This is a genomic window from Micromonospora sp. NPDC005553 (assembly GCF_042871765.1).
GTDB lineage: Bacteria > Actinomycetota > Actinomycetes > Mycobacteriales > Micromonosporaceae > Micromonospora.
This window is the reverse complement of record NZ_JBIAJD010000006.1, coordinates 225,849-240,834: the sequence shown is the minus strand read 5'-3', so window position 1 is coordinate 240,834 and position 14,986 is coordinate 225,849. Positions and strand designations below refer to the sequence as shown.

Annotated in this window: 14 protein-coding genes; 11 read left to right on the top strand and 3 right to left on the bottom strand. The window is 67.5% G+C overall.

Annotated features, from left to right (window positions below):
• Nucleotides 1-34: 34 nt before the first annotated feature.
• Together ACFYPG_RS24980 and ACFYPG_RS24975 are read left to right on the top strand one after the other, a co-directional pair.
• Entirely contained in the window at nucleotides 35-487 is a 453-nt protein-coding gene (locus ACFYPG_RS24980) for a helix-turn-helix domain-containing protein (RefSeq protein ID WP_355005496.1), read from the top strand.
• Entirely contained in the window at nucleotides 480-848 is a 369-nt protein-coding gene (locus tag ACFYPG_RS24975) for a DUF4180 domain-containing protein (RefSeq protein WP_387354059.1), read from the top strand. Before ACFYPG_RS24980 ends, ACFYPG_RS24975 begins: the two co-directional genes overlap by 8 nt.
• Nucleotides 849-853: 5 nt before the next feature.
• Here ACFYPG_RS24975 and ACFYPG_RS24970 read toward each other — a convergent pair whose 3' ends face one another.
• A complete protein-coding gene (locus ACFYPG_RS24970) occupies nucleotides 854-1,489 on the bottom strand; it encodes a hypothetical protein (RefSeq protein ID WP_387354058.1) in 636 nt (211 codons plus the stop codon).
• A gap of 179 nt (nucleotides 1,490-1,668) precedes the next feature.
• Between ACFYPG_RS24970 and ACFYPG_RS24965 the strand changes: the two genes are divergently transcribed.
• The 3 genes from ACFYPG_RS24965 to ACFYPG_RS24955 all read left to right on the top strand — a co-directional run bounded on the left by ACFYPG_RS24965 (nucleotide 1,669) and on the right by ACFYPG_RS24955 (nucleotide 5,086).
• Nucleotides 1,669-2,526, top strand: a complete 858-nt coding sequence (locus ACFYPG_RS24965; RefSeq protein WP_387354057.1) for a hypothetical protein — start codon at nucleotides 1,669-1,671, stop codon at nucleotides 2,524-2,526.
• Nucleotides 2,527-2,658: 132 nt separating this feature from the next.
• Complete coding sequence (locus ACFYPG_RS24960; protein WP_387354056.1) at nucleotides 2,659-3,537, top strand: fibronectin type III domain-containing protein; 879 nt, start codon at nucleotides 2,659-2,661, stop codon at nucleotides 3,535-3,537.
• Nucleotides 3,538-3,610: 73 nt separating this feature from the next.
• Entirely contained in the window at nucleotides 3,611-5,086 is a 1,476-nt protein-coding gene (locus ACFYPG_RS24955) for a hypothetical protein (RefSeq protein WP_387354055.1), read from the top strand.
• 48 nt (nucleotides 5,087-5,134) lie between these two features.
• Here the strand turns inward: ACFYPG_RS24955 and ACFYPG_RS24950 are convergent, their stop codons facing one another.
• Nucleotides 5,135-6,235 carry an FAD-binding oxidoreductase gene (locus tag ACFYPG_RS24950; protein WP_387354054.1) on the bottom strand — a complete coding sequence of 367 codons (1,101 nt, stop codon included), beginning with the start codon at nucleotides 6,233-6,235 and terminating at the stop codon, nucleotides 5,135-5,137.
• A gap of 212 nt (nucleotides 6,236-6,447) precedes the next feature.
• Here ACFYPG_RS24950 and ACFYPG_RS24945 point away from each other — a divergent pair, with 212 nt between their 5' ends.
• From ACFYPG_RS24945 to ACFYPG_RS24925, 5 genes are all read left to right on the top strand, one after another.
• Nucleotides 6,448-6,966 (top strand): flavoprotein, encoded by a 519-nt coding sequence (locus ACFYPG_RS24945; protein ID WP_355005503.1) that lies wholly within the window; start codon nucleotides 6,448-6,450, stop codon nucleotides 6,964-6,966.
• A 209-nt stretch (nucleotides 6,967-7,175) separates the two neighbouring features.
• Entirely contained in the window at nucleotides 7,176-8,600 is a 1,425-nt protein-coding gene (locus ACFYPG_RS24940; protein ID WP_387354053.1) for a helix-turn-helix domain-containing protein, read from the top strand.
• A complete protein-coding gene (locus ACFYPG_RS24935) occupies nucleotides 8,597-9,166 on the top strand; it encodes a GNAT family N-acetyltransferase (RefSeq protein ID WP_387354052.1) in 570 nt (189 codons plus the stop codon). The genes ACFYPG_RS24940 and ACFYPG_RS24935 overlap by 4 nt, the downstream gene beginning before the upstream one ends.
• Before the next feature lie 199 nt (nucleotides 9,167-9,365).
• Nucleotides 9,366-9,839 (top strand): very short patch repair endonuclease, encoded by a 474-nt coding sequence (locus ACFYPG_RS24930; RefSeq protein WP_387354051.1) that lies wholly within the window; start codon nucleotides 9,366-9,368, stop codon nucleotides 9,837-9,839.
• Between the two features lie 42 nt (nucleotides 9,840-9,881).
• Nucleotides 9,882-11,186: an ATP-binding protein gene (locus ACFYPG_RS24925; RefSeq protein WP_387354050.1), complete on the top strand. Its 1,305-nt coding sequence runs from the start codon at nucleotides 9,882-9,884 to the stop codon at nucleotides 11,184-11,186.
• Between the two features lie 18 nt (nucleotides 11,187-11,204).
• On the opposite strand, the gene ACFYPG_RS24920 is transcribed toward ACFYPG_RS24925, so the two are convergent.
• Entirely contained in the window at nucleotides 11,205-13,157 is a 1,953-nt protein-coding gene (locus tag ACFYPG_RS24920) for a DNA cytosine methyltransferase (protein WP_387354049.1), read from the bottom strand.
• A 319-nt stretch (nucleotides 13,158-13,476) separates the two neighbouring features.
• Between ACFYPG_RS24920 and ACFYPG_RS24915 the strand changes: the two genes are divergently transcribed.
• Nucleotides 13,477-14,955 (top strand): ATP-binding protein, encoded by a 1,479-nt coding sequence (locus tag ACFYPG_RS24915; protein WP_387354048.1) that lies wholly within the window; start codon nucleotides 13,477-13,479, stop codon nucleotides 14,953-14,955.
• The last annotated feature ends 31 nt before the right edge of the window (nucleotides 14,956-14,986 follow it).

The following is a 14,986-nucleotide window of genomic DNA, read 5'->3' as shown; positions in this document are numbered from 1 at the left end:
CCTATGCTTCCCTCTCTGGGTAGGATAGGGAGCAATGAAGGAAGAAATGTACTCAGTCGAACAGGTCGCCGACCGGCTCAACCTGCACGTACGCACCGTGCGCGGCTACATCCGCTCGGGCCGGCTGCGCGCGGTGCGGATCGGCAAGCAGTACCGGATCGCCGCCGGCGACCTCGACGCGCTCACCGGCCAGGCCCCGGCCGCGCCCGGCGTCGCCAGGCAGGCGGAAGTGTCGAGCATCGTCCAGGTCGACGGTGTCGACAGGGCCGCCGCCGACCGGCTCGGCACGCTCGTGCTCACCAGCGCCAACACCGGCCACGACCAGGCCAACCCGCTGCGGGTGCAGACCGTGTACGACGAGCAACGCCATCGCATGAAGATCATCATCCTGGGCGACCCTGCCGCCACCGCCGAGTTGCTGCACCTGCTCGACGCCGTACTCAACGCCGACAACGGCCTGCTCGACCGGGAGGTCCACGATGCCTGACGAGATCCAGGAACGCGCCGGAGTGCCCGTGCTGGTCTGCGACCCCGACGGCCCGCCGGTGGCCACCGAGCAGGACGCGCTGGACCTGATCGGGGCGGCGTTCCTCGGCGCCCAGGTGGTCGCCGTGCCGGCCAACCGACTCGACGAACGCTTCTTCTCGCTGGGCACCCGCTTCGCCGGCGACGTGATGCAGAAGTTCGTCAACTACCGGGTGCGGCTGGCCGTCGTCGGCGACATCTCGGCGCAGCTCGCGGAGAGCTCCGCGTTGCGCGCGCTGGTGCACGAGTCGAACCAGGGTGGGCAAGTCTGGTTCGTCCCCGACCTCGACGCGCTCGACACCCGCCTGCGCGCCGCTCGATAGCCACCTCACCGGTCGGGCGCGACCGCCACTTCCACCGCGTCCGGCTCCACTCCCCTGACCCGAGCCTGCCCGGCCGCCCACCGCAGATAGGCCAACCACTCCTCGGACGACCAGCCGTTGCGCCGGCCGACGCCCGCCTCGGCGGGGAGTTGGCCGGCCACGACACGGTCGAGGATCAGGGGCTGCACGCCGCCCACCCCGCGCCGGTAGCCGACGAAGTAGAGGACCTTCGTGAACAGGCCCGGCCCCAACCAGGGCAGACGAGCGTGGGCGGGGTCGCGGAAGCGGCGGTACGCCGTCCGCAACGCCTCCTCGTCGGGCGCGGGCGTGGACACCTCTTCCAGCGCGTACGCCAGGCGTTTGCCCTCGGGGTCGGCGTCGAGCGACCTGGCGGCGCGCCACGGGCCGTACCCGATGGGTCCGTAAGCCCAGGCCAGCACGGCGGTCAGCAGTTGGCGGGGGCTCGCGGACCCCGCCCGGTACGCCTCGGCCACCGCGAAGACGTCACGCCGCCAGACCTCGCCGGTCGCCGGAAAGCCCTCGGGCCACGCGTCCGGTGGTAGCCCCGCCCGCCAACGGTCCACCCGCACCGTGCACGGCGCTCGCTCGCCCGGTAACTCCACACCTTTGGTCGTCTGCATCGTCGCCTCCCTCGGAGCGCGCGCTCGCGGAACTCCGTGGTTCGGACGCTATGGCCGGGCGCTCCCACACACCGCCCGCCGACGGCAAATCGCGGTATCGACCGCATTGGCGCCTGTCTTCCGGGCAGCCAGCATCCGGCGGGGTCGAGAACGTCGCACGGTTGACCTACGGTGCTCCCGTGCTTCCCCGAAACGTGAAGATCCTCGATCAGGTCCGCGCCGAGGCGCTGCGCCGCGACATCCCCGCTGCCGACGTGGAGCGCTGGTTGGGGCTCGCCCGCCCGTCCGCCCTGCTGACACAGGGGGGTGACGGGCCGGTCGTGGGCGCCATCCGTGGGCCCGTGATGCTTCCGGCCGACGCCGAGGACCCCGAGTTCCCCTTGATTGCCACCATCGACTGCGCTGCTCTTCCGGCAGACGTGACCGACCTTCCACTGCCGTCCGACGGCCAACTGCTGCTGTTCGGCTGGCCCGAAGAAAGCGGCTGGGGCGAGGTCAGGTACGTGCCGGCAGGCGTGGCGGTCGAGGAGCGAGAGCAATATCCGCCTGACTTCCCTCCGGACGACGACGAGTTCGCCGAGGTCTATTACGAAATCCCCCAGGGCGATCTACACCTCACGGTCGACATCTCTCTGCCCTACGTCAAGACGATCCCGGGGCCCCCGTGGTCTCCGCCGCTGCCGGGAGATCCCCCGTTCGAAGAGCTGACCGATGTGTGGAAGGAAGTCCTGGCCAAGGTGCCGGACGGGGCCTTCTCCTATGGAGGCTGGACGACGCCGCTGCTGTTGGGCGGCTACGGCACTGACTGCAACGGTTTCAACCCCGCGTGGTTGGGCGCCAACCCCTCGGGCCGGTCCGGCCAGGACGGGTCGGTGCGAGGGGTTGGCGGGCCAGCCGACCATGGCGACTGGGTGGTGTTGGCCGAGTTCCACGGCGGCAGACCAGGCGGCGCCAGCATCCACTGGGTGATCCAGCGTGCCGATCTGAAGGAGCGACGCTTCGACCAGGCCCGCGTCCTCGTCTACTGGAATCCGTGAGGCGGGGCGAGCACCGCACCGGCCGCATTATCTCCAAACCGACTACGTCGCGTAACGGACTGGACTTATCGTCTGGCGCCGCTGGACCGACGGACGATACATGGCTGTCGATGCCTGTGCCTACCATTCGCTATGCCTGCTCGCCGCGTCACCGCCACCATCGCCCTCGCCGCGCTGGCGAGCCTGCTCGCCGTCAACGCCGCCCGTGCCGACGGCCCAGCGATCAGCACCCCGGGCACCCCGACCGTGGTCGCCAACGAACCACATCAGCTCACGCTCACCTGGACGCCCTCCGCCTGGGTCGAGCCCGGTGCGGAGCAGCCGATCAACTACGAGGTGCAGGTGCCGCTGGGGCCGAACACGTACCGTTTCCTCGGCTCCACCACGGACACCACGATCACGCTGACCGACCTGGCACCCGGCACGACGTACCGGATCGCGATTGCCGCCCGCGCGCTCGGCGGCTACTCGGACACCTCACCCGCCACCACTGTGCGCACTGCCAGCGGACGCGCGACGGTCAGCTACCTCAACCTCGACTGGTCACCGACGAACAACCAGATCCAGCACCTCTTGAAGGTCACCAACACCGGCACCGGGCCGCTCGACCTGAGCACCGTGCAGCTCCGCTACCACCTGCGTTTCGAGGGCGGCAACACCTCGCTGGTGCCGAACTGCGACTGGGCGGCGCTGGGTTGTGACCGGGTCCGGCAGACCGTGCAGTTCTTCGTACCCCCGGGTGGGCCGTCCGTGTTGTCGACGCCGGCGCCGCCTTATCCCCCGCCGGGCACGCCGGTCCCCGGCTGGGTGGAGCTGACCTTCACCGACGGCACGCTCGCGCCGGGTCAGTCGACCGGGCCGATCCAGCTACGGCACCACCGGCACAGTTGGAGCACCATCGACGAGCGCGACGACCCGAGCTGGCTCGCCGCTACCGGCCAGTGGACCGAGAACGGGCGGATCACGCTGGACGTCGACGGGGTACGCGAGTTCGGCGACACCAACAGTTGACCCAACGGCACCGCCTGCTCGGACGGTCGAACGCCTCAGCCAGTGGCTTGACCGGTCACCTTACGATCCGCTCATGCGGCGTGAGGAGATAGACGGAGTTACTGTCATCCAACGCAATGTGCCTGGCACCCTGGCCGCGTCGTTGACCTTCGGGTGCGGCGCCCGCGACGAAGAGATCGACTCCATCGGCCTGACCCATCTCGTCCAGCACCTGGTGGACTGGACCGAGGACCACGTCGCGGAGAACCACCAGGACAACATATGGATGAACGACACGTCATTCCTCGCAGGCGGCCCACCTGATCAGGTCGTGAGGCATTTCGCCACCATCTGCTCGGCTATCAGCAATCTTCCGCCGGAGGATCTGTCCGACGCGGTCGAGGGCCTCGATGCGGACAGCCGGTACATGTCGAACATCGAAGAAGGGCTACGCGACCCGTGGGGAGCGCTGCTGTCGCGGCGTTTCGGGCCGAACGGACACGGCCTGTCGCGCTGGCCCGCAGTGGACTACCGGCTCTTCACGGCGGACGAGATCCGACGGTACGTCGAGAGGTTCTTCACCAGCGGAAACGCGGTTCTCACAGTGACGGGCGAACCGCCTCAGGCGATGCGACTCCCGCTGCCCGCCGGCCCGCGAGTCACCCGCAGCACGCCACTCGTCAACAACCAGATGGGACCGATCTGGTACGCCGACGAGGTCCGTGGTGTCGCGCTGATGGTCGGTGTCGAACCCAGCGCGGAAGCGGTCGATCTGATGTGGGCACTGCGGTCGCGAGTCGCTGAGGCGGTAGACGAGGCCGGGGTGGCCATTGGTGCGGAATTCATGTGCGAGGTCGTCGACAGTACGCGGCACGAGCTCGGGTTGAGGGTCACGCCAGACTTCGGCAAGAAAGCCAAGAAGTTCGACGCCACCGTCGCGGCGGAGCTGCTCTGGGCCGAGCTGCAACGGCTTGCCGCCGATGGGATTGATCGAGAGGAGCTCGCTGACCGGGTGCCAACGGGACGCATGGCCATGGAGGGCGACATCGAATGGATGCAGTCGATCAGCGACCTTCAACCCTTGACCCACCAGGAGCTGCTCGGCACGGCTGAGATCTACGGCTCGGAATCACTCGATGAGCTGACTGGGCTTACTCCGCACGCGACGCGGGACATCGTGTCGGGCTGGCTCTCAAGCGCCATGATCGTCGTACCGTACGGGTCGAAACCCAACCTTCCTCGCGCCACCGAGGACTCCTGCCGGACCACCCGTTTCGTGCCGGCAGGTGAGGTTGTCAGGCCGCCGCTCTCCAAGCGGATCCACAACAAGGCCAAGCTGGTCCTCGGCATCGACGCGATTTCGACAGTGGATGGCGACGGGAACGTGCACACCGTCCCGCTGTCCCAGGCACTCGTGGTGGAGAGGTTCGGCGTCATCCGGCTCGCCCACCTCGGCCACGGCTGCGTCACCACGATCTCGGACTTCGCTGACGCTGCCGACAAGCTCCGGGCCGTCCTGCCGCCGCGGCGCTTCCGCCAGGCCGTCACGCAGCTCAGTGCCAACTGGTGATCGACGGGCGTACGAGGGCCGATCAGAGTTCAGCCGGTAGGCACACCATCAGCAGGTGAAGCCCCTGGGCAGGTGGATGCGCGCGGCGGGGATGCCGAGGGCGCGCAGCCGTGATCGCGCGTCGGCCAGCATCGCGGGTGGGCCGCAGAGATAGATGTCCTGATCCGGCTGGTGATGGTCGAGGGCGATGGTCAGGGCGTCGCCCCGCTCGGCCGGGTTGGCGCAGGGGTCGCCGGAGAGGGCCGGCACGACGGTCAGCCAGTCGTGGGCGCACTGCAACTTGTCGAGGGCGATCGGGTCGTACAGGTCGGTGAAGGTGCGCGCGCCGACAATCAGCGTCACCCGCCGGCCGTCCGGTCCGGCGGCGACCTGTTCGACCAGGGCGCGCAGCGGCGCCAGGCCGGTGCCACCGGCGACGAGCAGCAGATCGTTCGTGCTCGCCTGGTCGAGGCTCAGGCCGGTGTCGACGGGTGGGCCGAGCCAGAGCAGCTCGCCGGGGCGTACCCGATGGACCAGGCGGTGGGAGACGGTGCCGGCGGGTACGGCGCGGACGTGCAGCTCGACGGTGCCGTCCGCGCGTGGGGCGTTGGCCGGCGAGAGCCAGCGCCAGTGACCCGGCAGGTGCGGTGTGCAGACCGGCACGGCCTGACCTGGCTGGAAGGGCAGTCGCCGCCAGGGACGTACCGTCAGGATGGCGATGTCGGGCGACGGCCGGTCATGGCCGATGACCTCGACGTGCCACCAGGCCCGGCCGTCGCCGGCCTCGGCGGCGGCGCGGCGGATGGCGTGCGCGGCGCGGTGCAGGGCGCGCTCGGCGGTGACGGTGAGCTGCGGCGTCCACAGTGGTCGCGCGTGGCGGGCGACGGTGGCGAGCAACGCGTCGCCGATGGTGGTGGCGTGCGGGAGCAGGTCGAAGTGACGGTACGCGCGGCCGAGCACCCGCAGCAGCGCCGCCCGACTCGCCGGGTCGCCGTCGACCAGGAGGCGGCCCAGCGCGGTGAAGAACAGCGGCGCGTCGCGCTGCGGGAGCAGCCCCGCCCGGCGGTCCTCGACAGTGCACCAGAAGTCAGCCGCGGCCCGCACGTCGATCGACTCCCAGGCGGCGGCCAGGCCCACGCGAGCCGGGTGGTCGTCGTTCACGGTGGGCATCCCGGCTCCAAGTCGACTCGTTGGCTGGCACCGGGGCGGGAGGCGCTGCGCCGTTGAGGGCCGGCGCAACTCCGAGGCCGAACACCCGCCCCGGGCCATGCGTCGACTGTCGCGGCTGAACAGGCACAACGGCATGTCGCGGTGATCGTTGGCGGCATACACGATCGGTATGCGCTCCACGCCGCGACGATCGCATCGGGCAGACTGCGGGCATGACGGAACGCCCGGTGCTGTATCTGGTCGTCTGCGCCGCGGGACCGGCGGAACACATCGACGAGCTGGTCGACCTCCTGATCGCCGACGGGTGGCGGGTCTGCATGATCGTCAGCCCCACCGCCGCGCCGTGGCTCGACCGGGCAGCGTTACACGACAAGACCGGCTATCTGGTACGCGTGGAGTGGCGGATGCCCGGCGACCCCGAGCCGCACCCACCCGCCGATGTGGTGGTGGCCGCCCCGGTCACGTTCAACACGGTGACGAAGTGGGCGCTGGGCATCAACGACACGCTGGCGCTCGGCGTCCTCAACGAGTCGCTGGGGGCTGGGCTGCCGATCATCGCGTTCCCGCACACCAAGGCGGAATTGGCTGCGCATCCCGCCTATGCGGGCCACCTGGAGGTGCTGCGTGCTGCCGGCGTGGTCGTGGCCGACGGAAAGCCGCTGGACTCGATGAACGGGCCGGGGCGTTGGGGCGTGGTCATCGAGGCGCTGCGGACGGCGCGCCCGTCCTGAACGGTCGCTGCTTATTTCGCGGTCCTTTGACGATATGCGTCGCGCGTATACCAGTGCTCCACGCAGCGTGTTCAATGGACAGGCTCGATGAGGCGAGATGGACGGAGCCGCCGGTGACCCACGCGAACTGCCCTCGGTGCGGCGGACGGCTGGCCCGGGACAACGACAGCGGACGGTGTACGCCGTGCCAGGCCGCCGAGCGTGACCGGTTGAGCGCCCCACCGAAGGTGCCGGCGAGCTTCTGGGAGCACGAGCCGGTGCGACTCGCGCTGGCCGAGCGGCATCTGGGGCGGGTGATCCGGGCGTACCGGTGCCATCCGTATCACGGGCGGGTTGCCCTGCCGCAGTCCGTGGTGGCGGGGTGGTTGGGGATCACGCAGGCGCAGTTGAGTCGGGTGGAGAACGGCCCGCCGCTGGTGCACCTGGACCGCCTGGCGCACTGGGCGCAGCTTCTCGGGATACCCGCTTCCTGCCTCTGGTTCCGCCTTCCTGGCCAGCACCGCTGGGCCGATGAAAGCCCTATGGGTGGCGAAACAAGTGGTGCATATGGCGAGGATCAGGTGGTCGAGCAAGGCGATCCGGCAGCCGTGGCGGTTAACGTGGAGCAGGCATCGAGCCAAGGGGGTGGCGTTACGGACCGCCGACGCTTCAACGTCCTGGCCGCACTCGCGGGACTCGCCGCAGGCGGTCACACATACCTGCTCCCCGGACCGTCTGCGGAGGTGCCGGGAAGCATCGGCATGGAGCAGGTACGGCTCGCCAGTTCCCTGGTCGACGATCTCCGACGGGTTGATGCGGCCGTCGGGGCCGACCTGCTCTGCGACGTCGCCATGCAAGCGCACAGCAGGCTGTCAGCCTGGGCAGCGCGGGCAAGCTACAGCCGTGAGGTCGGTGACGCGCTTCAAAGCGCCCTGGCCGATCTGTCCATCGAGGCCGCCTGGCTCGCCATCGACGCAGATCGCCGGTCTGAGGCGCGGCCGTACCTGCATGAGGCGATCACCCGTGCCCGAATCGCCGACGACCTACAGGCGGAAGTTCGCGCCCTCACGCACCTGTCCCTGCTGATCCGCGAGAGTCAGCCTGGCGAGTCGCTGCACTGCGCCGAAGCAGCCCTACGGATCTCCGCCGGGTGGGCCACACCTCGACTCACCACGTTGCTGCACCTACGCAGGGCACCTGCCTACGCCGTCCTCGGAGATGCCAGCGGATTCAGTCGCGAGATCACCAAGGCCCGCCGTGAGTTGGACCGCGGCCCTCACGAGGATGACCAGAGTTTCGTGCACTTCGTGAATGCCCAGGAGCTGAACGGGATCGAAGGGCTCTCCTACCTTGCCCTTGGCAGATCTGAGCGCGCTGTTCAGTCATTGCGCTCGATCACTGCCAACCCCTCGCCTGGTCATCGACGCAACCAGGTCTACTACACCGTGCGGCTCTCCGAGGCCCTGTACCAGCAGGGCGACATCAACGAGGCGGCACGTATCGCTCTGGACGTCCTGCCTGCCGTGCGCCAGATCAACTCGAAGCGGGTAAGTCAGCATCTCGCGCAGGTGCGCGGAAGCTTGGCCGCGCCCCGGCAAGCGACCACGACAACCCGTCAGTTCGTCGACGCCTACGACCAGGCGGTGAGCTTGTGATCGAGGGTTTGCAGCTTCGCCATTACAGCGCTGACGAGGCCAAGGCGATCCTCGATCAGCTCGTGGACCTCTACCTGGAGGTCTACGCGGGTGGCGGCGAGTTCTACAGCGAGGACCGCTACCGGCGCCAGCTCGAGCTACACATGCAGCGAGTTGGGTGGGATTTGGTCACCGCAACCGTCAACGGAGCCTCGGTCGGCTACATCTACGGCTTTCCACTCCCCCGACAGACGCGATGGTGGGATGGGATCCACGAGCCCGTGCCGCCAGGGTTCACGGAGGAGGACGGCAAACGCACCTTCGCGCTCAGCGAGCTGCTGGTACACCCCGCCTGGCGACGTCAGGGCATCGCGGCGGCGCTGCATGACGAGTTGGTCGCGGGCCGGGCTGAGCCGCGAGCCACGCTCTTGGTCTACCCCGACAATGTTGCTGCTCAAACGGCATACCGCTCTTGGGGCTGGAGCAAGGTCACCAAGCTGCGACCGATCTGGGAGAATGCTCCAGTCTTCGATGTGCTGCTGCGCACTGCAGAGACCCGCCCTCATCCGATTGGCTACAGATTTTGAGGCAAGGCAGCTCGACTGTTGGCCACCGCGCCAACGTGATCTTCGCCAGTGACCGTCGTAGGCCGGGGTGATGAGGCACTCAGATAGAGGTTGGGCTGTCCGCCCGGCGGCAGGCGAAGGGTGAGGTTGCACGGCGGCAGGCAGTCGGGTGGCGCACTGACAGTCTGGCAGCTGTGACGGGGCGCGAGGGGGCACGGCGATGACCGGAAGCTCTGGGGGGCCGGCAGTTCCTCGGCCAGCTCCGTTGAGTGACGCGGTCTCCAACCAGATGAAGCGCATGCGCCGGTCCTCCACTAAGCCCGAACTACTTATCCGCCGAGAACTGCACCACCGCGGCCTGAGGTTCCGGATCAACCACCCCGAACTGCCGGGACGACCTGACATCGCCTTCACCAGAGCACGTCTGGCCGTCTTTGTTGACGGGTGCTTCTGGCACCAGTGCCCGAAGCACGGGGTGATGCCGAAAAACAACCGTGAGTGGTGGCAGGCAAAGCTGCGTCGGAACGTCGAACGGGACAGAGAGAAGGACGCTGCACTGACGACGCTGGGTTGGCAGGTTCGGCATTTCTGGGAACACGAGGACCCGGTGGCCGTGGCCGATGAGGTGGAGCGGGCATGGCGACTTCTACGGACACCGCCGGCGCCTGTTTCAAGATCACGACATAGGTTGTGACATCCTGGTCGTCATCAGGGACGAGCTGACGGAGGTGGGCAGATGCCCGGCAAGGCGTGGTTCGACGTCGCACCCTCGGCTGCACGCTTGACCAACTCGCTTCGTGACATCGGTTATGACTTCCCGACCGCAGTGGCCGACATCGTGGACAACAGCGTCGCCGCCGGCGCGTCACGGGTGGAGGTGATGATCGAATTTGCCGGGTCGAAGACCCGGGTCTACATCGCCGACGACGGACGCGGCATGTCTCCCGGTGCGCTGCTCGAGGGGCTCCGACTTGGCACACGTCGCTCCTACAAGACAGGGGATCTCGGCCGCTACGGGTTGGGTCTCAAGACCGCGTCGCTGTCGCAGTGCCGTTCGGTTGCAGTGATTTCCCGCAGCACCCCCGACGTTGTGCGGACCTCAGCCCGAGTCCTCGACCTTGACGTGGTCGAGGAATGGGATCAGTGGATCGTGATTGATCCCGGCACGGATCCGGATATCGCCAGAGCCCGTCAGTGGCTGGCCGAGAGCACTGGGACTGTCGTCCTCTGGCGCAGCCTCGACCGGGTGCTTCCCGATAAGCGCCCCGAGGGGGGTTGGGCACGCCGGCGGCTGGAAGCGCTGGCAACAAAGACGGCGGAACACCTTGGAATCGTATTTCATCGATTCCTCGAAGGCGTCGGCGGGCGCACTCCGCTTGTCATCACTGTCAATGGTCAAAAGGTGCGGGCATGGAACCCGTTCGCTCCCGAGGAGGGCGGCCTTTCCGAACTGCCCGCGCAGCGCTTTGAGATCGCCGCCGGTGATGTCTCGGGCCATGTTGACCTTCGCCGTTTCATCCTGCCGTCCCGTGACAGATTCTCAAGTCCGAGCGAGTTCGAGCGAATGTCGGGACCGTTGAACTGGAACCGACAACAGGGTCTCTACGTCTACCGGGCCGACCGACTGGTTCAGTGGGGCGGCTGGAGTGCCATCCGCGGGATCGACGAGCACACCAAGATGGCCCGGGCTTCGCTCGACTTCAGCACGGACCTCGACTCCGCCTTCAATATCAACGTCGCGAAGATGCGGGTGTCGCTACCGGCCCAGTTGCGTCAGATGCTCGAGGCGCCGGTCAACGAGCTGTGCGGCTACGCCAACGACGCCTACCGTAAGAGCGCCCGGGCGAAGGCAAAGCCCTTGCCGCAAGACCTAAACGCTTCCGCCGACGTCCGGTCCGCCGCGCAGGCGGCGACGACCACCGGCCTCGCCTTGCGAGCGGCGGCGATGCAGTCCGGCGAGTGGGCCGCCTGGCAACGAATCGCCGCGTCTCTGCGCAAGGACGCCCCGGAGATCGCCCAGTCGTTGGGATTGGAGCCCTGAGCCGCTGACGAACCCGGCTCAGAAGAGCCGTAGCGGGTCCGCGCGCGACTCCGAGCAGAGCTTCTGGAGCGGGCAGGCGTTGCATTCCGGTTCCATCGGTCGGCAAAGGCTGTTGGCCAGCTCGACCAGACCCAGGTGGGCTCGCCGGGCGTCCGAATCACCGCCGATCATTCGGGCGATCTCCAAGCGGCCGTCTGTGAGCCGGTTCCGACGATCGACAGGATCACCGCTGAAACGGGCGGCAACCCGGAGTACGCCCTTTGTCACAAGAACAGGCTCCTCGGACTCCTCTTCGCTGTGTGCAGGCACCACGAGAATCGCGAGATCGGCCACCGCTTCGGTGAGCCCCGGGACATGGCGGAGCTGGTCGTCGTTGTGGAGCAGCTCCGGGTTGTCGGCGAGCCGGCCGGCCAGTTCAAGAATCGCCCCGGCTCGCCCAGGCCGCCCAGCCCACTTACTAATCTCCAGCAGCTCAGCCTCCGCGAGGACAGTCTCCTGCGGCTGACGCCAGCGGGCCAGTAGTGGCCAGATAAAGCGCACCACATCGGCGGGCGCTCGGTCCAGAAGCATTTCGGCCTGAATCACCTGCCAGCGGGTTTCCGCCCTCAGCCACGGGAGGCCGCGGACCGCCGCGCTGTCGAACCAGGCAGCGAGAAGCGCGGCGATGTCCTGCGTCGTCGCAGGCACCGGTCGCGGATTGTCCAGAGCCACGCGTACCGCGCCAGCGAGATGCTCCCCCAACAGCGGGGGAACGGCGTTACCGATTTGGCGAAACGCTGCAGATGGTGGCCCGGCGAAGCGGAACCAGTCCGGGAACGTCTGAAGCCGCGCCGCCTCGCGAACCGTGATGGTGCGGTTCTGCCGCGGATGGATGTACCAGTAGCCGTCCTTGGCGATGTGTGCCGTGATCGTACGAGACAAATTGTTTTCGTCGAGCCGCTTGTACTTGTCGTCGAAGATGTCCTCGCGGTATCGCTTGACCTCGTCTGGCAGATCCCGGTACCGAGTCGTGGCGTCCATCGCTTCGAAGGCGCGAGCGTCATCTTCACGGACGGGCCGCGTGATGTGATCGAAGATCTTGTTTGCGTCGTCCGCAGGCACCGACTTCCGCATACGCCGTTGGAACTCGCTCTGCGGCCGGTCGTAGTCGGTCCAGCCTTCCGCGCCGCCTGTCGGCCGCCATCCGCCTTCCACTTCCGGCAGGTCGCCGATGGCGTTCCAGACCGTCACCCGCTCGCGCTGTTCCTGCGGCCAGGTGAAGGCCGCGCCGTCGCGGAGCGCTACCAGGATGAGCCGTTGCCGGAACTGCGGAACGCCGTAGCGGAAGGTTTCCACCGAGCGTTCCTCGACCGAGTAACCGATCGACTCCAGCTCATGGACCATGGTCCGGAGGATGAACATCTCCTTGTCCAGCGCCATGTCCGGCACGTTCTCCATGAGAACAGCCTGAGGACGTGCGATGCGGGCGATCTCAAGGTAGGAACGCCACAGGTCCCGCCGCTCGTCGTACGGGTCACGCAGCCCGTGACGGACCCGGTGCCTGATCTTCGAGCGTCCAGCCTTCGAAAACGGCTGGCAGGGAGGACCGCCAGCGAGGAGCTCCACTCCCGCAGCCTTGATCAGTTCAGCCACCTGCCGAACCCGCTCTGGATCCCCTAGGTCCCAGTTGACGCTCATCCCGCCGTGATGATGTCGGTGGGTCTCGATTGCTTCCTCGTCATGGTCGACCGCGATCACGACCTGGTATCCAGCGGCTTCGAGTCCCAGGCTGAGACCGCCAGCACCGCTGAACAAGTCGGCGGCCAAACGGCCGCCGCCAGCCCGGAGCCTTGATGCCAAGGCGACAAACTCCTCGGGCTCAGAGCAGGCGTCAGGGTGAGGAGCGAGGCGAAGGAAAGGACCGCGGACCAGCTTGACCCCGTACCCACGGCGACGAACAGGGGCGATGGTGGGCTGGTCTTCAGTGGTCACGATCAGGCAGGTTACCGCTAGGCCGCCTGTGTCGACGATCGCCCATCCCGACACACCGCTACTCAATGCGTCCTGCTGTCAACCCGCCCGTTGACCTGACCACCAACCATCCGTACGGGTGGAAGCATCGCGGACAAACGGTATGTAACACTCGCAAGCACAATAAACGATCTCGACGTATCGCGTGAGAGGAGCGTCACCTCCCTATACTCGCGCTGTCCGCACCGAATCCAACGTTGCACCCAGATCGGTGTGCGCTGATCAGGTCCGACAGAAACGAACGCAAACTGTACGGCGTGCCCGACTGGAGCGACCTGCTTTGAGTTACGACATCGCCAGCCCGGATCCCGCCGGAACCATCACCTCTCTGCGGTCCTTCGGGTACAGCGTCGAGGCCGCCGTGGCAGACCTCGTCGACAACAGTGTCTCGTCCGGCGCCCGACGAATCGACGTCCACTTCACCTGGGCGGGCCCTGCCTCATGGGTGGCGGTCGTGGATGACGGCAGAGGCATGACGACCGAGGGCCTTGTCAGCGCGATGACGATCGCCGCCCGCGGCTCCTTCAAGGCACGAGCATCTGAGGATCTGGGCCGGTTCGGCATGGGCCTGAAGAGCGCATCGTTCTCGCAGGCCGCCCGACTCACGGTTGCGACAAGCCCCGAGGCCGGCGCAGGTGAGGCTGTCCGCACCTGGGATTTGGCGGTCGTGTCCGCCACCAGCGAGTGGCGCCTGCTGCACGGCACCGATGACGAAACCGCTGACATTCTGGCCCGGCTGCGACGGGGCGGGGGTGTCGGCACAACCGTGATTTGGCGAGGGTTGCACCGGTTCGCCGTCGACGGCCTGGCGGTGGAGGACACCCGAGCGCAGAAGCAGTTCTACACGGAGGCAACCCGCGTCGAGGAGCACCTCGGCATGGTCTTCGCCCGTTTCCTGAGCGGCCGGAACCGGATCACGATGACGGTCAACGGCACTCCGATAAAAGCGTGGGATCCGTTTCTGAGCGGCCATCCCTCGGTTCAGCGACTTCCCACCGAGGAGTTGCCCGTCGGTTCGCACACCGTGCGCATCGAGCCGTTCATCCTGCCCCATCCCAAGAAGCTCGACTCCGAGCAGCAGGAACAGGCCGCCGGTCCAGCCGGCTGGCTCGACCAGCAGGGGTTCTACGTCTACCGAAGAGACCGGCTGATCCTCGCGGGCGATTGGCTCGGCATCCGCGGTTTCCGACGCGACGAGCGGTACAACCTGGCACGGATCGTGGTGGACGTCCCGGCTGAGGCGGACGCCGAATGGGCCATCGACGTGCGGAAGTCGACGGCAGTGCCTCCGGTAGGTGTTCGGCGCCATCTCCAGCGCATCGGCACAGCGACCCGCAGCAGGGCCGCCGAGGTGCTCAGCCATCGTGGTCGGATCGCTGCCCGGGAGCACGGCGCCGAGTTCATCTATGCCTGGCGGGTGGACAAGCGCGACGGCAGCATCCGGTGCCGCATCAACCGCGATCATCCGCTGGTTCGGGAGGTGATGCAGGGCGGCCCCGATTCGGCCGCCGACGCCCGTGCGCTGATCAGGCTGCTTGAAGAGACCGTTCCGGTGGCCGCGCTGCGGGTCATGCACGACGGTGACGTGGCGGACGATCCCGAGCCTTTTATCGGAGCGGCACCCAAGGAAGTAGGCGACGTGGCGAACCGCATCTACGCCGCGTTCGTCGCCCAGGGCCGCACCCCTCGCGAGGCGAAGGAGCGCCTCGCGCTCATGCCGCCCTTCGACCAGTTCGATGGCTTCTGGCAACAACGCTGACGGCCCTACCGCCGCCGACCGCACATCAGAT